15 protein-coding genes and 1 pseudogene are annotated in these 19,500 nt (G+C 73.1%); 4 read left to right on the top strand and 12 right to left on the bottom strand.

Annotation, left to right across the window (positions count from 1 at the left end):
• Positions 1 to 5: 5 nt before the first annotated feature.
• The 5 genes from ACWCPN_RS17670 to ACWCPN_RS17690 all read right to left on the bottom strand — a co-directional run bounded on the left by ACWCPN_RS17670 (position 6) and on the right by ACWCPN_RS17690 (position 4,706).
• Positions 6 to 1,067 (bottom strand): aminotransferase class V-fold PLP-dependent enzyme, encoded by a 1,062-nt coding sequence (locus ACWCPN_RS17670; protein ID WP_451206845.1) that lies wholly within the window; start codon positions 1,065 to 1,067, stop codon positions 6 to 8.
• A gap of 97 nt (positions 1,068 to 1,164) precedes the next feature.
• Positions 1,165 to 1,881, bottom strand: a complete 717-nt coding sequence (locus ACWCPN_RS17675) for a DsbA family oxidoreductase (RefSeq protein WP_451206848.1) — start codon at positions 1,879 to 1,881, stop codon at positions 1,165 to 1,167.
• Positions 1,882 to 1,959: 78 nt separating this feature from the next.
• A complete protein-coding gene (locus ACWCPN_RS17680; RefSeq protein WP_451206851.1) occupies positions 1,960 to 2,463 on the bottom strand; it encodes an N-acetyltransferase family protein in 504 nt (167 codons plus the stop codon).
• A gap of 59 nt (positions 2,464 to 2,522) precedes the next feature.
• Positions 2,523 to 3,131, bottom strand: a complete 609-nt coding sequence (locus tag ACWCPN_RS17685) for a DUF1349 domain-containing protein (protein ID WP_451206854.1) — start codon at positions 3,129 to 3,131, stop codon at positions 2,523 to 2,525.
• A gap of 45 nt (positions 3,132 to 3,176) precedes the next feature.
• Positions 3,177 to 4,706, bottom strand: a complete 1,530-nt coding sequence (locus ACWCPN_RS17690) for an aldehyde dehydrogenase (NADP(+)) (protein ID WP_451206857.1) — start codon at positions 4,704 to 4,706, stop codon at positions 3,177 to 3,179.
• 130 nt (positions 4,707 to 4,836) lie between these two features.
• Between ACWCPN_RS17690 and ACWCPN_RS17695 the strand changes: the two genes are divergently transcribed.
• The 4 genes and pseudogenes from ACWCPN_RS17695 to ACWCPN_RS17710 all read left to right on the top strand — a co-directional run bounded on the left by ACWCPN_RS17695 (position 4,837) and on the right by ACWCPN_RS17710 (position 7,579).
• The gene (locus ACWCPN_RS17695) at positions 4,837 to 5,607 is read left to right on the top strand and encodes an IclR family transcriptional regulator (protein WP_199210073.1); all 771 of its coding nucleotides are present in this window, start codon (positions 4,837 to 4,839) and stop codon (positions 5,605 to 5,607) included.
• Between the two features lie 91 nt (positions 5,608 to 5,698).
• A complete protein-coding gene (locus tag ACWCPN_RS17700) occupies positions 5,699 to 5,839 on the top strand; it encodes a hypothetical protein (protein WP_451207425.1) in 141 nt (46 codons plus the stop codon).
• 18 nt (positions 5,840 to 5,857) lie between these two features.
• Positions 5,858 to 6,070 (top strand): annotated as a pseudogene (locus tag ACWCPN_RS17705) (response regulator transcription factor); the annotation flags it as partial.
• 54 nt (positions 6,071 to 6,124) lie between these two features.
• Entirely contained in the window at positions 6,125 to 7,579 is a 1,455-nt protein-coding gene (locus ACWCPN_RS17710; protein WP_392294887.1) for a peptidoglycan D,D-transpeptidase FtsI family protein, read from the top strand.
• Between the two features lie 45 nt (positions 7,580 to 7,624).
• Here ACWCPN_RS17710 and ACWCPN_RS17715 read toward each other — a convergent pair whose 3' ends face one another.
• The 7 genes from ACWCPN_RS17715 to ACWCPN_RS17745 form a co-directional block, all read right to left on the bottom strand.
• Positions 7,625 to 9,076 carry an NCS2 family permease gene (locus ACWCPN_RS17715; RefSeq protein ID WP_451206861.1) on the bottom strand — a complete coding sequence of 484 codons (1,452 nt, stop codon included), beginning with the start codon at positions 9,074 to 9,076 and terminating at the stop codon, positions 7,625 to 7,627.
• Between the two features lie 141 nt (positions 9,077 to 9,217).
• A complete protein-coding gene (locus ACWCPN_RS17720; RefSeq protein WP_451206864.1) occupies positions 9,218 to 14,431 on the bottom strand; it encodes a caspase, EACC1-associated type in 5,214 nt (1,737 codons plus the stop codon).
• Positions 14,428 to 14,778, bottom strand: a complete 351-nt coding sequence (locus ACWCPN_RS17725; protein ID WP_451206867.1) for an effector-associated constant component EACC1 — start codon at positions 14,776 to 14,778, stop codon at positions 14,428 to 14,430. The genes ACWCPN_RS17720 and ACWCPN_RS17725 overlap by 4 nt, the downstream gene beginning before the upstream one ends.
• Before the next feature lie 187 nt (positions 14,779 to 14,965).
• Positions 14,966 to 15,763, bottom strand: coding sequence for an HAD family acid phosphatase (locus ACWCPN_RS17730; protein ID WP_451206870.1), 798 nt, complete (start codon positions 15,761 to 15,763; stop codon positions 14,966 to 14,968).
• A 343-nt stretch (positions 15,764 to 16,106) separates the two neighbouring features.
• Entirely contained in the window at positions 16,107 to 17,840 is a 1,734-nt protein-coding gene (araD, locus tag ACWCPN_RS17735) for an L-arabinonate dehydratase (protein WP_451206873.1), read from the bottom strand.
• Complete coding sequence (locus ACWCPN_RS17740; RefSeq protein WP_451206876.1) at positions 17,837 to 18,748, bottom strand: dihydrodipicolinate synthase family protein; 912 nt, start codon at positions 18,746 to 18,748, stop codon at positions 17,837 to 17,839. The genes araD and ACWCPN_RS17740 overlap by 4 nt, the downstream gene beginning before the upstream one ends.
• The gene (locus ACWCPN_RS17745) at positions 18,745 to 19,401 is read right to left on the bottom strand and encodes a GntR family transcriptional regulator (RefSeq protein WP_451206879.1); all 657 of its coding nucleotides are present in this window, start codon (positions 19,399 to 19,401) and stop codon (positions 18,745 to 18,747) included. The genes ACWCPN_RS17740 and ACWCPN_RS17745 overlap by 4 nt, the downstream gene beginning before the upstream one ends.
• Positions 19,402 to 19,500: the final 99 nt, after the last annotated feature.

Consider the following 19,500-nt stretch of genomic DNA (forward strand, 5'->3'; position numbering starts at 1 on the left):
TGCCGTCAGCGGGCCAGCGCGTCCAGCAGGCGGTCCACGTCCGCCCGCGTGTTGTAGAGGTGGAAGGCGGCGCGCAGATTGCCCGCGCGGTCGGACAGCACGACGCCCGCCTCGCCCAGCCCGGGCTGGCGGTCACCGAGTCCCGGCACCGAGACGATGGCCGAGCCGGGCGCGGGCACCGGCTCGTGGCCCAGGCCGGCGAGACCGGCCCGGAACCGGTCGGCGAGCCCCACGGCGTGCGCGTGCAGGGCGGGCAGCCCGATCTCCTCGATCAGCTCCAGCGAGCGGCGCAGCCCGGCGTAGGTGAACAGGGCATGACTGAGGTCGAACTGCCGTGCGGAGTGCGCGAGTTCCTCGACCGGGCCGTAGCAGCTGTCCCACGGCCGCTCCCCCGCGACCCAGCCCGCCAGCACCGGGCTCAGTCCGCCGAAGTCCTCCGGGACCACCAGGAACGCCGCGCCGTGCGGGCCGAGCAGCCACTTGAAGGAGACCGCGGCGCTGAAGTCGAAGGCGGCGGCGTCCATCGGGAGCCAGCCGGCGGACTGGGAGTGGTCGACGTAGGTGCGCGCGCCGTGCTGGCGGGCGGCCTCGCGCACGGCGGCCAGGTCGGCGAGCCGTCCGTCGGCGGACTGGACGGCGCTGAGCGCGACGAGCGCGGTGCCCGGACGGACGGACTCGGCGATCCGCTCCAGCGGCACCGCGCGGACCTTGAGGTCGCCGCGGACGTGGAAGGGGTTCACCACGGAGGTGAAGTCGTCCTCGACGGTGAGCACTTCGGCGCCGGCGGGGAGCGATGCGGCGATCACACCGGTGTGCGCGGCGACCGAGACACCGGCCGCGACCCGGGCGGCCGGGACACCGGCCAGCCGGGCGTAGGCGGCCCGGCAGGCCTCGACGTCCTCGTACAGCGGCAGCAGCGGCCGGCCCTCCGCCCGCAGCAGCGCCGCCTCGTGCAGGGCGGTGACGGTACGGGCGGGCAGCAGGCCGTTGCCGGCCGTGTTGAGGTAGGTGGTCCTGGGGGCGAACTCGGCGCGGACGAGGCTCTCGAACGTCTCCGTGGTCTCCATGGGTCCACTCTGCGGCCCGGGGAGGTCGCAGTCCATTGCCTGTTTCTGCGTGGATCCTCTCAGCGGCCCTTATACGTCCGCCCCCACCTGCGGTTTCTCAGTGCTGGGGCACCGCGCACCCGTCCGGGCCGCAGGCCTCGGCGCCGCTCGCGCCGACCGGCTGCAGCGGGGAGCGCCCGCCCCAGGCCTGGGTCAGCGCCTGGGTGAAGACCTCGGCGGGCTGGGCGCCGGAGACGCCGTACGTGCGGTCGAGGACGAAGAAGGGCACGCCGGTGGCGCCGAGCTCGGCGGCCTCCCGCTCGTCGGCGCGGACCTCGTCGGCGTGGGCCGTGGGGTCGGCGAGGACCGCCCGGGCCGCGTCGGCGTCCAGTCCGGCCTCGACGGCCAGTTCCACCAGCCGCTCGTCGCCCTCGGTGTACACGGACCGCTCCTCGGCGAAGTTGGCCCGGTAGAGGATCTGCAGCAGCTCGTCCTGCCTGCCCCGTTCCTTGGCGAAGTGCAGCAGGCGGTGCATGTCGAAGGTGCTGCCGTGGTCGCGGTCCCGGGTGCGGTAGTCCAGGCCCTCGGCGGCGGCCTGGGCGCCCAGGTTGTCCTCACCGGCCCGGGCCTGCGCCTCGCTCATGCCGTACTTCCGGGTCAGCATGGTGAGCACCGGCTGGACGTCGCCCTTGGCGCGGCCGGGGTCCAGTTCGAAGGAGCGGTGCACCACCTCGACGTCGTCACGGTGCGGGAAGGCCGCGAGCGCCTTCTCGAAGCGGGCCTTTCCGACGTAGCACCAGGGACAGGCGATGTCGCTCCAGATTTCGACGCGCATGCTCTCGGCTCTTCTCCCACTCGTACGGCGGCGGAGGCGGTCTCCGCGGCGCGTACGTGAACGTTCAAGCAGCGGGTTTCATTCCCCGGGGACCGTGAACACCAGGTTGAGGTGGAGGTGGCCGTCGTCCGGGTGCTCCGGGTCCGGGACCCAGCCCTGGCGGGCGTAGAAGGCCTGGGCTCGGAGGTTGTGGACGTGCACCTCGAGCGCGGCCGTCCGGGTGCCGTCGGCCTGCCACTGCTCCACGCAGGCGGCGTGCAGGGCGGTGCCGATGCCCCCGCGCCAGTGAGCGGGGTCGACGTGGAACTGGAACAGCTTGACCGCCCGGGCGGGCGAGCCCTCCGGGGCGCGGAAGGAGGCCAGACCCACCAGGCGGCCGTCGCGCACCGCGCACAGCACGTGGCCGTCGGGCCGTTCGATGGCCTGCCGCCACCGTTCGGTCCAGTCCGTCTCCGGGTCCGGAAGGCCGTCCGGGTAGTACGTGGACCGGGCCCGCACCATCACCTCGGCGGCGGCCTCGGCCTCCGCGGGCAGGGCGGTCCTGATCATCAGGGACCGGGGGGTCCGGTGCGCATCGATCATGCGGGGGTAGACGTGCCGGGGCGCGGTTCCGGTTCCCGGGCGCGCCCCGGCCGCCGGGCTCAGCCGCCGTCGCGCAGGTCGTCGGGCCAGCCGGCCCGGAACTCGAGGTGGTCGTAGGTCACCACGCAGCCCTCCCCCAGCGGCGACTGGGTCATGAAGCCGACCAGGGCCGCGCCGGACTCCTTCTCCTCGCCCAGGGTGAAGAGCCGGACGAAGGTCCAGTGCCGGCCGTCCCGGGAGGCGTGGAAGGCGAAGGCGCGGCCGGTCCGGCTGATCCGCAGCCACACCGAGCTTCCCTCGACGGTGAAGGAGTTGGCGTCGTCGGAGTGACCCCGGGTGACCACCGTGCAGACGGTGGGCACGTCCGGGGAGTACTCCAGGCAGAGCTTGGCCCAGGCGCGGTCGCCGACGTGGACGTACAGGACCCCGGCGTCGAAGGAGGCGCCGAACCCCACGGTGACCCTGGCTATGAGCTGGAAGTCCCCCTCGGGCGCCCCGAGCAGCCGGGGCGCGTCGGTGGCGGGATCGAGGGCCTCACCGGTGGGCGGTACGAAGCGGTCCTGCCGGGGTCCGGCCCAGCCGGTGAGCACACCGCCCTCGTAGGACCAGTTGCCGTCGGGCCCGTAGGTCCGCAGGGAGAAGGGCAGTTCGGGGAGTTCTACGTCCATCGCGCGAGTGTCCCAGGTTCCTCGTCGGCAGTCCGGCCGATCGGATCAGCGTTCCAGCAGGCCGTTGAACCGGCGGGGCAGTCCGAGCGGGTTGTCGTCGCGCAGTTCCCGGGGCAGCAGGGCCTCGGGCGCGTTCTGGTAGGCGACCGGCCGCAGCCACCGCTCGACGGCGGTGCCGCCCACCGAGGTGGAGGTGGAGGTGGTCGCGGGGTACGGGCCGCCGTGGTGCTGGGCCGGCGCCACCGCCACCCCGGTCGGCCACGCGTCGACCAGCACGCGCCCGGCCAGCGGAGTCAGCTCGGCCAGGATCTCCGTGCCCCGCCCCTCGCCGGCGGCCTCGCCGGCCGACAGGTGGACCGTGGCCGTGAGGTTGCCCGGCAGCCGCGACAGCACGGCCGTGGCCTCGCCGTCGTCGGCGTAGCGGACCACCACGGTCACCGGTCCGAAGCACTCCTCCAGCAGCAGGTCGTACGCCCCTTCGGCGGTCAGGCCGCTCGCCGGGACCGTCAGGAAGCCCGGGCTCACCGTGTGCTCGCCGCCCGCGCCCGGCGTGACCGGCGCCTCCACTCCCGGCAGCTGGGCGCGCTCGGCCACACCCGCGATGAAGTCGTCCCGCATCCGGTGGTCGAGCAGTACCCCGGCGGCGGTGCCGCCGACGGCGTCCGCCAGGGACTTCAGCAGCCGGTCGCCGGCGTCGCCGGACGGCACCAGCACCAGGCCCGGCTTGACGCAGAACTGGCCGACGCCGAGGGTCATGGACCCGGCGAGCCCGGAACCGATCGCCTCGGCCCGCTCGGCCGCCGCCTCCTCGGTGACCAGGACCGGGTTCAGCGAGCCCAGTTCACCGTGGAAGGGGATCGGCACCGGACGCGCGGCCGCCGCGTCGAACAGGGCGCGCCCGCCGCGCACCGAACCGGTGAATCCGGCGGCGGCGACCAGCGGGTGCCCGATCAGCTCGACCCCCGCCTCGAAGCCGTGCACGAGGCCGACGACCCCTTCGGGGATGCCGTGTTCGGCGGCGGCCCGGCGCAGCACCCCGGCGACCAGCTCGGACAGCGCCGGGTGGTCGGGGTGGGCCTTCACGACCACCGGGCAGCCGGCGGCCAGTGCGCTCGCGGTGTCGCCGCCGGCCACGGAGAAGGCGAAGGGGAAGTTGGAGGCGGAGTAGACGGCCACGACGCCCAGCGGCACCTTGTACCGGCGCAGGTCGGGGACCGGCGGGGTGGCGGTGTCGTCGGGGTGGTCGATGATCACGTCGAGGAAGGCGCCCTCGTCGACGATGCCGGCGAAGGCCCGCAACTGGTACACCGTGCGGGCGAGTTCCCCGGTGAGGCGGACCGGCCCGAGGGCGGTCTCGGCGTCCGCGGTCCCGATCAGGCCGTCCGCGGCCGCGTCCAGGCCGGCGGCGGCCGAGCGGAGGAAGGCCGAGCGCACGGCGCGGTCGGCGAGGGCACCGCGCGCGGCGCGCGCCGCCCGGACGGCCGCGTCCACCTCCTGGGCCGTGGCCTCCGTCGCAACCTGCTCACGCTGCTTCCCGGTGCGCGGGTCGACACTCCAGACTGGTGCTGCTGCCACCGCGGGTCCCTCCAGATAAGGCCGCATTCGCTGGGTAACCATCAGCCGCGTTCGATATACTGAACGCTGTCTCTGATGATGAATATGCTGCTCGGAGACTATTTCTCGTCGAACGAAGGGGTCAAGGGCGATGTCGGCAGGCGAGACGGGCGGGGCGCAGGTCAAGTCCGCGGTGCGGACCGTGGAATTGCTCGAGTACTTCGCCGGCAGGCCCGGCATGCACTCCCTCGCGGCCGTGCAGGAGGCCGTGGGCTACCCCAAGTCCAGCCTGTACATGCTGCTGCGCACGCTCGTGGAGCTGGGCTGGGTGGAGACGGACGCCACGGGGACGCGGTACGGCATCGGCGTGCGGGCACTGCTGGTCGGTACGTCCTACATCGACGGTGACGAGGCGGTGGCGGCCGCCCGGCCGACCCTGGACCGCCTCTCCGACGACACCACGGAGACCATCCACCTGGCCCGGCTCGACGGCACGAACGTGGTGTACCTGGCCACCCGGCAGTCGCAGCACTACCTGCGCCCGTTCACCCGGGTCGGCCGGCGGCTGCCCGCCCACTCCACCTCCCTCGGCAAGGCGCTGCTCGCCACCCACACCGACGAGCAGGTGCGCAAGCTGCTTCCGGAGACCCTGCCCGCGCTCACCGAGCACACCATCACCGACCGCGAGAAGCTGATCGAGGAACTGCACCAGGTCCGCGAGCAGGGCTTCGCCGTCGACCGCGAGGAGAACACACTGGGGCTGCGCTGCTTCGGCGTGGCCATCCCGTACCGCACACCCGCCCGGGACGCCATCAGCTGCTCGGTGCCGGTGGCCCGGCTGACCCCCGCCCACGAGCAGATGATCAAGGACGCGCTGTTCGACGCGCGGGACCGGCTGACGCTGGCGACGCGGCGGCTGTAGTCCGGCGCGGGCGGCGCGGTCCCCGTCCGGCGGCGCGGGATCGTCGTCACGCAGGAGGCGCGACACCGGTGCGGTACGGGAGAGCTGGGCCATGCCGACCTCGCCCTCCCCCGCCGCCTCCCCGCTGGGGAGGGCGCCGGCGTTCCTGTTCGGCGGGCGGGCGCGACGGCGCTGGATCCATCTGGTGCTGGGCGGCGCGCTCGCCATGCCCTACGTCCTCGTCGGCTGGTGATCCTCTTCCGGCGGGGCGCCCCGGATCGTGAGCAGGCTCACGGGACGCGAGAGCGAGACGCTGCGCCTCCTGGCCGCCGGGCTCACCGACGCCGAGCTCGCCCGGCGGCTCGGCGTCGGGCCGGCCACCGTGAAGTCGCACGTCGCGGCGGTGCCGGCGAAGACCGGCACCCGGGACCGGACCCAGGCGGTGATCGCCGCGTACGAGGCCGGCTTTCTGAACGGGGGATGAGAAAAACGGGCGTACGGGAACGATTGCCCCGCCCTGGTCGTCATCACGGGCGGGATGAACAAGACGATCAGGCGGGCGTCCGTCTTCACACTGCTGCTCGTGCTCGCCCTGCTGGTCAGGGCGACCTGGGTGCAGTACTACGACGGCACGGCCCTCGCGGACGACCAGGCGAACCGGCGCAACGCCATCCAGACGTACGCGCAGCCGCTGGGCAACATCATCGTGGCGGGCAGCCCCGTCACCGGCTCGGCGCGCACGAAGGGCGGCGACCTCGCGTACAAGCGGACCTACAAGGACGGAGAGCTGTACGCGGCGGTGACCGGCTACGCGTCGCAGGCGTACGCCCCGACCCAGTTGGAGGGCATTTACCAGGACCTGCTGAACGGCACGGACAGCAGGCTGAAGACCGTGCTGGACACGGTGACCGGCAAGCGCGCCGACCCCGGCGACGTGCTGACCACGATCGACCCGGCCGTGCAGAAGGCGGCGTACCGGGCGCTCGGCCGCAACAAGGGCGCCGCGGTGGCCCTCGACCCGAAGACCGGGAAGATCCTGGCCGTGGTCTCGACGCCGTCGTACGACCCCACACGGCTCACCGACGCGAACACCGCCGGGGTGGCCTGGAAGTCGCTCACCACGGACAAGGACAAGCCGCTCACCAACCGCGCGCTGCGCCAGCCGCTGCCGCCGGGCTCGACGTTCAAACTGGTCGTGGCGGCCGCCGCGCTGGAGAACGGGCTCTACGGCAACGTGGACGAGCCGACCGACAGCCCGGATCCGTACACCCTGCAGGGCACCGACCGGGTCCTGGCCAACGAGAACAAGTCGGCCCCCTGCGAGAACGCCTCGATCCGGGTCGCGCTCCGGTACTCCTGCAACAACGTCTTCGGCAAGATGGCCGTCGACCTCGGCCAGGACAAGGTGCGGGCCATGGCGGAGAAGTTCGGCTTCAACGACGAGGAGCAGGACGTCCCGGTGCGGGCGTACTCCAGCGTCTACCCCTCCGGCATGGACAAGGCGCAGACCGCCCTGTCCGGCATCGGCCAGTTCGACGTCACCGCCACCCCGCTGCAGATGGCCATGGTGTCCGCGGTGATGGCGAACGGCGGCAAGCTGGTCTCCCCGCACATGGTGTCGCGGATCACCGACGGCAACGGCGACGTGCTGCGGGACTACGACGACGAAGCGGACAGCGAGGAGATCGTCGGTTCGGACACCGCGGCGCAGCTGCGCTCGGCGATGGAGACGGTGGTCCGGGACGGTACGGGCACGAACGCGCGGATCGACGGGGCGACGGTGGGCGGCAAGACGGGCACCGCCCAGCACGGCGAGAACAACAGCAAGACGCCGTACGCCTGGTTCACCTCGTACGGCAAGTCCGACAGCACCGGCAAGGAGGTCGCCGTCGCGGTGATGGTCGAGCAGTCGGACGCGGCCCGCTCGGAGGTCAGCGGCAACGGGCTCGCGGCGCCGGTGGCCAGGGCGATGATGCAGGCGGCGCTCGACTAGGCGGGCGCAGGGGGCGGTCCGGCGGGGCCGCCCCCTCACCGTGCCTCACTTGACGCCGAGGGCCTGTTCCACCGGGTCGATGGCGAAGTACACCAGGAACAGCGCCGAGACGCCCCACAGCAGCCAGTTGACCTCGCGGGCCTTGCCCAGGACGGTCTTGATGAGCACGTAGGACAGGAAGCCCGCGCCGATGCCGTCGGTGATGGAGTAGGTGAACGGCATCGCGGCGATGGTGAGGAACGCCGGGATGGCGATCTCGTAGCGGTCCCAGTCGATGTGCTTGACGTGGGTCATCATCAGGAAGCCCACCGCGATCAGCGCGGGCGCCGCGGCCTGCAGCGGGACGATGGTCAGCAGCGGGGTGAGGAAGAGCGCCAGCCCGAACAGGCCACCGGTGACGAGGTTGGCGAAGCCGGTGCGGGCGCCCTCCCCGACGCCGGCCGCGGACTCGATGTAGGCGGTGTTGGAGGAGGCGGAGCCGACCCCGCCGGCGACGGCGGCGGCACCGTCGATGAACAGCACCCGGCCGATGCCGGGCACCTGGCCCTCCTCGTCGAGCAGTCCGGCCTCGGCGCTGATGCCGACGATGGTGCCCATGGCGTCGAAGAAGTCGGACAGGATGAGGGTGAAGACCAGCAGCACGGCGGTCAGCACGCCCGCCTCGGCGAAGCCGCCGAACAGGCTGAAGTGACCGACGAGACCGAAGTCCGGGGCGGCGACGACCTCGTCCGGGACCTTCGGCGTGGTCAGGCCCCAGCTCTTGACACCGGCGAGCGCGTCGATGACGATCGCGACCACCGTCATCGTGACGATGCTGATGAGGATCGCGCCCTTCACCCGCCGGGCGAGCAGCGCGATGGTCAGCAGCACGCCGAGGCAGAAGACCAGCACGGGCCAGCCGGTCAGCCGCCCGACCGCGCCGAGCTGGACCGGCACGGTGCTGTGCGCGGCGTCGGGGATGCGGCTGACGAACCCGGCGTCCACGAAGCCGATGAAGGCGATGAACAGGCCGATGCCGACGCCGATGGCCTGCTTGAGCTGCTGCGGGATCGCGTTCATGATCGCCTCGCGCAGGCCGGTGAGCACCAGCAGGCAGATGACGGCGCCTTCGAGGACGACCAGGCCCATCGCGTCCGCCCAGCTCATCAGCGGGGCCAGCTGGAAGGCGACGACCGCGTTGAGGCCGAGGCCCGCGGCGATGGCGAGCGGGAGGTTGCCCCCGACGCCCATCACGATCGTCATCACACAGGCCACCAGCGCGGTGGCGGTGACGAGTTGGCCGGTGTCGAGGGTGTGGCCGAACTTGTCCCTGGCGCTGCCCAGGATGATGGGATTCAGGACGAGGATGTAGGCCATGGTGAAGAACGTGGCGAAGCCGCCGCGTATCTCCCGGCCGAGAGTGGAGCCCCGTTCGGAGATTCTGAAGAAGCGGTCGACGCCGTTGCCCACGGGCGGTGCGGCGCCTGCCCGCTGGTCCGCCTTCTGCGTGTCGGACATGGTCGTACTCCTCGTCGGCTGATCAAGGGTGCGTGGATGCTGGCTGGATTGTTCCCCTGTCGGATCCGTTTCAGGTTTTCCTCGTGTTACGGAATCGGGGTTCGGCCCGCCATGGGCACCGGGCCGTCCCCGGCGCCGACGTCAGACCCCGCCGGGAACCTTCGGCGGGGCCTGCGCCGGGAGGTGCGTCCGGGCCCGCCGGGTCTCGTCCGCGTCGAGGTCGGGACGCGCGAGCAGCGGCCCGAGGACCGCCTCGGCACCGGCGGTGACGAAGCCGTCGGCGGTGCCGTCGGCGTGCTGGTCCAGCCAGCCCAGGGTCCAGGCGACGACCCGGCGGACCTCGGCCGGGGGCAGGCCGGTCAGGGACAGCAGGGCCGCCAGGACGAACCGGGACCGCCACACGGGCATGTACTGCTCCAGCCAGGACAGCGCCCAGGAGACCGCCGTCGCGCGCCGGGCCGCCGTCAGGTCGGGCCGGCCGAGGAAGGGGGCCAGCAGGAAGCTGGCGTCGTAGGCGGCGGGGTCCGGCTGGAGCCCGGAGACCACCCGGGAGACGACCTCGCGGGCCTGGTCGGGCGGCAGGTCGGTGCGCTCCACGAGCAGTCCCAGTACCCGCCAGGAGTCCGGGGCCGCGTAGTCCGACAGCCTCCCGAGGGTGAAGCCGGCGAATTGGCGGAGCTGTTCGGGGCCGAGGTCGGCGCGCGCGAACAGCGGTGCCAGCACGGTCTGCGCGTTGGCCGGGCCGTCGTGGCGTTCCAGCCAGGTGACGGTGGCGTCGAAGGCGTGGCCGATCTCCGCCGGACCGAGCCCGGCGTGCGCGTTCACCGCCACCAGCACGTGGCGTGCCTCGTGCAGGGAGCCGAACTCCCGCAGCCAGCGCGTCGCGTGGGTCACGGCGAGCCGGGTCTCGTCCGGGGTGAGGTCGGAGCGGGCGAGCAGCGGCTCGAGCACGAAGCGGGCCGCGCGCATGCTCACGTGGCGCTCCAGCCACACCTCGGTGAAGGCCACCGCGGCCCGGGCCCGGTCCCCCGTGATCTCCCCGCGCGCCAGCAGCTTGTCCAGCACGAAGCTCGCGCCGGGCGAGGTGACGTTCTGCTGGAGCCAGTCCGCGGCCAGCGCGATCCCCCGGTCCAGCGTCCGCGCCGTGATCCGCCTGCTGGCGATCAGTGCTCCCAGGGTGTAGCTGGCCTGGGCGCTCTCCCGGTGGTGCGCCAGCCACTCCAGGGCGTGGGCGGCCACCGGGCCGGTGGCGTCGTCGGGGAGTCCGCGCAGCTCCAGCAGCGGCTGCAGGAGGTAGGAGGCGGCCGTACGGGTGACGTGGTGCTCCAGCCAGGTCGTCGCGGCGGTGACGGTCCGGCGCAGTTCGTCCCCGGTCAGCTCGTGGTGGACGAAGACCGCCCGGAACACCTGCGCCGCCTCGGGGAGGTCAGGGTGCCGCTCGAGCCAGGCCAGGGCCGAGGCGAGGTCCTCGCGCCCCTGTTCGGCACCGAATCCGGGCCGGGCTGCCAGGCGGCGCGAGAGCGTCTTCGCCTCACGGTACGTGGCGCCGTTCTGCTGTCCGCGCTGGGTGGCGAAGGCGGCTGCCTGCTCGCGTTCGCCGCGGGACAGGTCGCCGCGGCCGAGCAGGGAGGCCAGCACGGGCTCCGCCTCGGGCACGTGGCCGTGGTGGGCGAGCCAGCTCAGCGCCGCGGTGACCGCCTCCCCGGCCTGGGCGGCGGTGAGGCCGCCGTGGCCGAGCAGCGGGCCGAGGACGTACCCGGCGTTCCGGGCGGTGCCGTACCGCCGCATCCAGTGGGTCGCGCGGGTGACGGCGTCGCCGGTCTGCCCGGCGGTGAGGTCGGGGCGGGAGAGCAGCGCGCGCAGGACGTACTCGGCCGCGTCGCTGTCGCCGTGCCGGCTCAGCCACCGCTCCGCCGAGCCGATGGCCTGCCGGGCCCGCTCCCCGTCGAGGTCGGAGCGGGACAGCAGCTTGCTGAGGGTGAAGTTGGCCTCCGGGGAGCCGGTGCGGGGGGCGAGCCAGGCGCAGGCCAGGGCGTGGACCCCGCCCGCCTCGTACTCCGGCAGGTCGCCGCGGCCCAGCACCCCGCTGAGGACGTACCCGGCGGCGTCGGTGCCGGCATGGCGGTCCAGCCAGGTCATCGCCGCCGTGACGGCCTGTTCGGCCTGTTCGTCGGTGAGGTCGGCGCGGGCGAGCAGCGCCCCCAGCGCGAAGCTGGCCTCGGGGGCGCCGGCGTGCAGGGCGAGCCACTGCACGGCGAAGCCGGCCGCGCGCCGGCTCTCGTCGGCGGTGAGGTCGGGGCGCGCGAGCATCTGCCGGATGAGGAAGTCGGCCTCGGGCGTGGTGGCGTGCTGCTCCAGCCACCGCACGGCGAACCCGGCCGCCCGCCGGCTCTCGTCCTCGGTGAGGTCGGTACGTCCGAGCATCTGCCGGACGAGGAAGTCGGCCTCGGGCCGTACGGCGTGCTCCTCCAGCCACTGGGCGGCGAAGTCCACGGCCCGCCGCACCTGGCTCCTGGCGAGTTCGGTCCGGGCGAGCAGCGGCCGCAGCACGAAGGTGGCGGGCGGGGCGGCGGCGTGCTGCTTGAGCCAGCGGAAGCTGAACGAGGCGGCCTGCCGGGCCTCGTTCTCGGTGAGGTCCCTGCGGGTCAGCAGGGAGCGCAGCACGTTGTGCGGCTCCCACAGGCTCCTGTGGTGCCGCAGCCATTCCAGGGCGAGCAGGACGACACGCCGCAGCTCGTCGCCCGTGAGGTCGGTGCGGGCGAGGAGCGGGGTGAGGATCTGGGCGACCTGGCGCAGCGTGGTGTCGCGTTCCGACCACCGCAGCGCCTCGGCCACGACCTGCCGGACCTGCTGGGGCGTCAGGTCGGCGCGGCCGACCAGCGCGCGCAGCACGAAGTGCGCCTCCAGCACCTCGCCGTGGCGGCGCAGCCAGGTGATCGCGTCGCGCAGGGCGGGCTTCTGCTGTTCGGCCGGGATGTCCGTGCGGCTGAGCAGGGGACCGAGGACGAAGCTGGCCTCGCGCCGCCGGCCGTGGGACTCCAGCCAGCGCAGCGCCGCCGGGACGAGCAGCAGGGCGCCGCCGTCGGTGGGCAGGTTCCACAGGCCCCGGTAGAGCACGTGCCGGGCGTTGACGCCGTCCCCGAACTCCTCCAGCCAGGGGCCGACGAGCCGCTGCCAGTTCCGGACCACGGAGTGGGCCCAGGGCTGTCCGGAGCAGAGCGCGCCGAGGGCGTAGCCGCCGATGTCGGCGTCGGCGCGCATGACCTCGCCGATGGCCGTGGCGTTGTCGGCGAACCAGGTGTCGAGGACCGCGGACACCGCCTCCGCCCGCTGGTCGAGCGCCAGGTCGTTCATGAGCCGGGCCAGGTTGGTGGCGTAGCGGCCGATGGTGCGGGGGCTGGTGAGGCTGCCGTCGAGGAGGGTCCGGGTGCGGGCGCGGTGCGGGATGCGGCTGTGGGCGGGCAGTATCACGGACTCGACGAGCTGGTCGCAGACGATGTCGTGGGCGGTGGACAGGACGTCGCCGTCCCCGTCGCGTTCCAGCCAGCCGAGGTCGATCAGGGTATCGACGACGACCTCGGCGTGCAGGCTGCCGCTCGGGGTGCCGGACAGCGCGGCGGCCGCCGCCGCGATCACCTCGGCGTGCTCCTGGGGGCAGGCGGCGGCCGCCGCGGCCGCCGCCACCAGGTCGTCGGAGGCGGTGACCTGGTCGAAGGCGGTGCGCCGGCGCTCGTCGGGCAGGCGCCGGACGGCGAGGTCGTCCTCCATGAGCCGGTCGCGCAGCCAGCGCGCGAGGTCGCCGCCGGCGCGCAGCCCGGCGTTCCCGGAGTCGAGCAGGCCGGCGGCCGCCCGGCGTTCCAGCTCCCGGGCGAGGAGCAGGGCGATGATGGGGCGGTGGCCGCAGATGGCCCGCATCCGGTCCATGCCGAGGCTGTCGATGGCCGTGGGGGCCAGACTGGCGAGGGCGTGCTCGGCGACGACCCGCTGGAACTCCTCGTCCTGGCGCAGGTCGACCTTGTCGAACAGGTCGTGCAGCGGGATGTGGGCCGCCTTCTGCAGCCAGCCCGGGCGCACCGAGGCGAGGAAGGCGACCTTGATGTCCTTGCGGCGGGCCTCGGGCAGCAGCCGGTGGCGCAGGGCGGTCAGGTCGAGCTGGGCGTCGTTGTCGTCGTCCTCGAGGTGCTCGTTGAGGTAGTCGATCACCACGAGGACCGGGCTGTCCTCTGCCAGTACCAGGCTGCTGATCTGCCCGGTGATGGTCGACTCCCGGCCGGGGCGGACGTGCAGCACCCGCCAGCCCTCGTCGAGGGCGATCCGGCCCACCTCGAGTCCGGTGCGCGTCTTGCCGGTGCCGGCCGTGCCGACGAGCAGCACACCCCGCTCGTCGGTGTCGCGGAGCCGCCGGAACAGCGTCTCGGGCGCGGCCGGATGGGTGCTGCCCGGGGAGACGAACGGCAGTTGCTCGGGGGTGAGGTTGCGGCGGAAACCGCCGAGCCCGTCGACGAAGGTCCGCTGTCCGACCACGGCGGCCAGCGGATCCGGGGCGGGCTGCGGCTGCCGCTTCGGGGCGGCGCCGGACGGGCCGGCCTCCTGCTTGAAGGCCCGGTTGAGGGCGAGCGGGATGTCGTGGCCGCCGTCGAGGGTGGCCATCCGGGGCTGCGGGACGGGCCAGCCGTCCACCTTCAGGCCCTTCAGCCCCTGCCTGAGCGCGTCGAACAGGTCGGCCGCGAGGAGGTGGCGCTGCTCCTCGCCGCGCCGGCCGCCGCGCAGCGGCCCGGTGAGGCCGTCGCGCAGCAGGCGGACCAGCTCCATGGTGAACACGCTGCCGTCCGGGCGGCACAGGGAGCGTTCGGTGGCCGCCGCCGAGGCCAGCACGCAGCCGCCGTCGAAGGCGAGCGCCCGCTCCGGGATCGGCGGCGCCTCCTCCCCCATGTGGAGGGCGCCGCCGGCGTAGCAGCAGTCCACGATCACGACCTTGTGCCGGGCCCGGGACCCGGCCACGAAGTCGCGCACGCGCGCGTAGTCGACGAAGTGGTGGGGCCGGTCGAGGTCCGCCTTCCTGGTGGCGAGCAGCAGCCCCTCGTCGGTGTGGTGGCCGTGCCCGGCGTAGTAGACGAGCAGGAGGTCCTCCGCCTCCCCGGCCGCGTCGGCCACGGCGTCGAGGACGTCGTCCGCCCGGCTGTCCGCGGGCAGGACCCGGCAGTCGTCCTCCGCCAGGCCGCCCACGTCGGGGGCGGTCAGCAGGGCGAGCAGCGCGGGGACGTTCCGCTCGACGCCGCCGAGCGCCGGGAAGCCGTCGAACGCGTGGGCCCCGAAGAGCACCGCGCGGGAGCCGCTCGGCCGCGGTGCGGTCATGACCCGTGCGTGCCGGTGTCCGTGTTCTCCAGGCGGCGCAGCAGGTCCGCGAGTTCCTCGGGGTTCAGGTGGCCGATGTCGACGGTCGTGCCGCCGTGGGTCAGGGTACGTCCGCCCGTGCCGCCGGACCCCTTGGCGAGCCGCCAACTGGCGTACGCCACGGCGAAGTTGGCGATGTCCGTCACATTGCCGAGGACGATGTCGAGGGCGTCGAGCACGGACATCGTCGGACCCGGCGTGCTGACGGGGGTGACGGAGAGCCGGCCGGCCCCGGGGTCACCGGCGAGCCACTTCCGCAGGTCCGTCAGGGCCTGTTCGTCGCCGTCCCCTTGAACGCGGATCCGCATACGTCGCCTCCCCCGGTGCATGTGCCGCAAGCAAAGCCGATGGTAACGGAATTCAACGCCCCGGGAAGCGGCGGTCACAGGTAGCCGGAAACCGCCCGTCCACCGGCCGGCCCCGGTCCCGGCAGCGTGCTGCCGGGACCGGGGCCGGGGGGGAACTACCGCTGGACGTACGGCGGTCCGGAACGGGTCAGGACACGAAGTACGTCGGGTTGGGCAGCTTGTAGGTGCGGTCGGCGTGGCCGCCGTCCAGGTCCGAGTACTGGTCGCCGAAGTTGGCGATGATGTCGTACCCGAGGTCGTCCTCGATGTGCTCGCGGGTACCGGACTTGTACTGCACGGTCGTGCAGTTCCAGGTGCCCGGCGTGGCGCAGCCGCTCAGGTAGGCCGGGGGGTTGGCCTTGTCCTTGAGGAACATGTGGCCGGCGTCGAGGTTGACGTCGGCGCCGACCTTCTTCAGGTTCTCCACCGCGCCCGCGCGCTGCGCCTCGCTGAGACCGGAGTTGTAGAAGACCTCCACGCCCTTGGACTCGGCGTAGCGCACCAGCTCCGGGCTGCCGAAGACGGCCGGGCGGTCGGCCCGGTTCACGTAGTCGTTCCACGTGGTGGGGTTGTACGTGTAGTTGTAGCGCTTCTCGTAGTCGAGGCTGAGCAGCAGGGTGTCGTCGATGTCGAAGACGACGGCCGGCCTCTCGCCGTGGTGGTGGGCCTTGCGGGCCGCCTTGTCGATGTAGCTCCGGGCGTCGGCGTCGATGCGCGCCAGGTCCTTGGCGTACGGGCTGACCGGGGACGCCTGGTAGACGCCGTTGCTGTCGGCGGTGGTGCCGTAGTAGGTGTCGATGTCCTTCACCAGGAGCCCGATGTTGTAGGGCTCGTGGGTGGAGTTCGCCGTCGACTGACCGGCGGTGGCCGCACCGGCGCCGTACAGGGCGCCGCCGGCGAGGGCACAGGCGGCGGTGGCCGCCGCGATCCGCAGTGATTTACGCATGACAGGTTTTCTACGCGCGTCACCAGGGGTAGCGCGAGGACCTTTGCCCGATCGATATCAAGCCACCGGACGAAAAGGCCCCCGCCTGCCCCGGCCGGACCAGCCGGACGTGCCGTCAGCACTCCTTCCAGGGTTCCCAGTCCCCGGGATGGGCCTCCCTGGTCGCCGACGCCGCCTGCCCGGCGGTCGGTTGCGGCCGGTTCTCCGCGGGGTGGCGCGGGCGGTTCCGCCACGGCTGCGGCTTGGGCCGTGACTGTTCTCCGTTCGCAGTGGGGCGGTTCAGGGGGCGCAGGAAGCGCTTTGCTCTCCACGCATGGGGGAAGCACTTCCGCGGTGGGCGGGGTCAGCCGGCGTAGGGGTCAGGCACGGTGCCCCGGCGGGCCAGGAACTCGAAGTCGCAGCCGGTGTCGGCCTGGGTGATCTGCTCGTTGTAGAGGGCGCCGTAGCCGCGCTCGTACCGTGCGGGCGGCGGTGTCCAGCCGGCCCGCCGGCGCTCCAGTTCCGCGTCGTCGACGTGGAGTCGCAGGGTGCGCGCCCCGACGTCCAGGGTGATGAGGTCACCGGTGCGCACCAGCGCGAGCGGTCCGCCGATGTACGACTCCGGCGCCACGTGCAGCACGCAGGCGCCGTAACTCGTCCCGCTCATCCGGGCGTCGGAGATCCGCACCATGTCCCGCACGCCCTGCTTGAGCAGGCGGTCCGGGATGGGGAGCATGCCGTACTCGGGCATGCCCGGGCCGCCCTTGGGACCGGCGTTGCGCAGCACCAGCACGCTGTCCGGGGTGATCTCCAGAGCCGGGTCGTCGATGGTGCGCTGCATCGTCCTGTAGTCGTCGAAGACGACCGCGGGCCCGGTGTGCCGGAGCAGGTGGGGCTCGGCGGCGATGTGCTTGATGACGGCGCCGTCCGGGCAGAGGTTGCCGCGCAGCACCGCGACCCCGCCCTCGTGCGCGACCGGGTTGTCCCGGGGCCGGATCACGTCGTCGTCGTGCACCCGGGCTCCGGAGATCTGCTCGCGCAGGGTGTCGTGCGACACCGTCGGCCGGTCCAGGTGGAGCAGGTCGGGGATCCTGGAGAGGAAGCCGGGCAGGCCCCCCGCGAAGTGGAAGTCCTCCATCAGGTACCGCTGTCCGCCGGGGCGGACGTTCGCGAGGACGGGGACGGTGCGGGCGATGCGGTCGAAGTCGTCCAGGGTGAGCCGCATCCCGGCCCGGCCGGCCATGGCGATCAGGTGGATCACGGCGTTGGTGGAGCCGCCGAGGCCGAGGACGGTCGTCACGGCGTCCTCGAAGGCCTCGCGGGTGAGGATCCGGCTCGGCCTGCGGTCCCGGTGGACCAGTTCGACGGCGGTCATGCCCGCCCTGGCCGCCATCCGGTCGTGCCCGGAGTCCACCGCCGGGATGCTCGACGCGCCCGGTACGGTCACCCCCAGCGCCTCGGCGGCGGCGGTCAGTGTGGAGGCCGTGCCCATCGTCATGCAGTGGCCTGGCGAGCGGGCCAGGCCGCTCTCCAGCTCGGTCAGCTCGCAGTCGCCGATCAGACCGGCCCGCTTGTCGTCCCAGTACTTCCACATGTCGGTGCCGGAGCCGAGGACCTCCCCCCGCCAGTGGCCGGGGAGCATCGGGCCGGCCGGGACGAACACGGCCGGCAGGTCAGCCGAGGCCGCGCCCATCAGCAGGGCGGGCGTGGACTTGTCGCAGCCGCCCATCAGCACCGCGCCGTCGACGGGGTAGGACCGCAGCAGCTCCTCCGTCTCCATCGCGAGCATGTTGCGGTAGAGCATCGGGGTGGGCTTCTGGAAGGTCTCGCTGAGGGTGGAGACCGGGAACTCCAGCGGGAAGCCGCCCGCCTGCCACACCCCGCGCTTGACGGCCTGGGCGCGGTCACGCAGGTGGACGTGGCAGGGATTGATGTCGGACCAGGTGTTGAGGATCGCGACGACCGGTTTGCCGAGGTGTTCCTCGGGGAGGTAGCCGAGCTGGCGGGTGCGGGCGCGGTGGCTGAACGAGCGCAGGCCGTCGGTGCCGTACCACTGGTGGCTCCGCAGCTCCTCCGGGTTCCTGCGGGGCGCGCTCATATCGACCATCCGCCGGCGATGGCGGCGACCTCGGCGCGCTCGTCCGCGGGCAGCGGCCTGCTCGGCGGGCGGACGTCACGGCGGCACAGGCCGAGCGCGGCGAGCGCCTCCTTGACGACGCTGACGTTGTTGGCGTTGCCGTGGGCGGCGCGCAGTTCCTCGAAGCGGCGGATCTGCTCCCAGACCTTCATGGCGCCCGGGAAGTCGCCGGCCCGGAGCGCCTCGATCATGTCGCGGGAGACGGCCGGGGCGACGTTCACCAGTCCGGAGGTGAAGCCGGAGGCGCCGGCCGAGAAGTAGGAGGGGGCGTAGGGCTCGGCGAGCCCGGCGACCCACACGAAGCGGTCGAGCCCCGCGTCCCGGGCGAAGCCGGCGAAGCGCGCGGCGTCCGGGACGGCGTACTTGACGCCCATGACGTTCGGGCACTGGTCGGCGAGTTCGGCGAGGCGGGCGCCGGCCAGCCGCTCGTCGCGGATGTAGGGCACCACGCCCAGTTCGGGCACGGACTCGGCGATCGCGCGGTGGTAGTCGACCCAGCCGGCGGACGAGACGTAGGGGTGCACGGGCTGGTGGACCATCACCATCGCGGCGCCGAGGTCGCGGGCGTGCCGGGCGGAGTCGATGGCGGTGGGCAGGTCGTGGCCGACGCCGACCAGGACCACGGCGCGCCCGCCGACCTCGTCCATGGTCAGCTCGGTGACGAGGCGGCGCTCCTCGGGCGTGAGGGCGTAGAACTCGCCGGTGTTCCCGTTGGAGGCGATGGTGGTGATCCCGCCGTCGAGCAGCCGGCGCAGCAGGGCCCGGTGGGTGTCCCGCTCGACGGAGCCGTCCTCGGCGAACGGGGTCACCGGGATGGCCACCACGTCGGCCAGGGCCGCCCGCTGGGTCTCGAACGTCACGCTGCTCATTCCTGGCCTTCCTCGGGACGGGGCTCGGAGATCGCCCGCCGGACGAACGACGCGATGTGGGCGTGCAGGGCGCTCGCCGCGCCGTCCGCGTCTCCCTCGAGCGCGAGGCGCAGGATGTCCCGGTGCTCGGCCGCCTCCCGCTCCCAGGAGGGGTCGGTCGCCCAGGCCACGGCCGCGACGAGGGCGGCCTGGTCGCGGACCTCGTCGAGCATCCGGCCGAGCAGCGGGTTGCCGCAGGGCAGGTACAGGGCGCGGTGGAACCGGCGGTTGGCCAGGGAGCGTTCGGCGGTGTCGCCGGCGGAGTCGGCGCGGGCCAGCGCGTCGCGGGCGGCGTCCAGGGACGCCCCGCGGCGCACGGTCCGGCGCAGGGCCTCGGGTTCCAGCAGCAGCCGGACGTCGTAGACCTCGCGCGCCATGTCCGCGTCCACCATGCGCACCGTGACGCCCTTGTACTGGCTCATCACGACGAGCCCGGTCCCGGCGAGGGTCTTCAGGGCCTCCCGCACCGGGGTCTTGGACACCCCGAACTGCGCGGCCAGTTCCGTCTCGACCAGGGCCTGGCCGGGCGTCAACTGCCCGGTGAGGATGCGGTGCTTGATCGCGTCGAGCACGTACTGCGTGCGGGACGGGATCGGCGTGGGCACAGAGGTCATACGGCCCTCTCGGATCTCGCGTATCGCGTCTCATATATGACGTACGAAGTACGACGCGTTGAAGGTAGGAGGGGGCCCGTGTTTCGTCAATGCTTCCGG

The organism is Streptomyces sp. NPDC002386 (assembly GCF_053593175.1).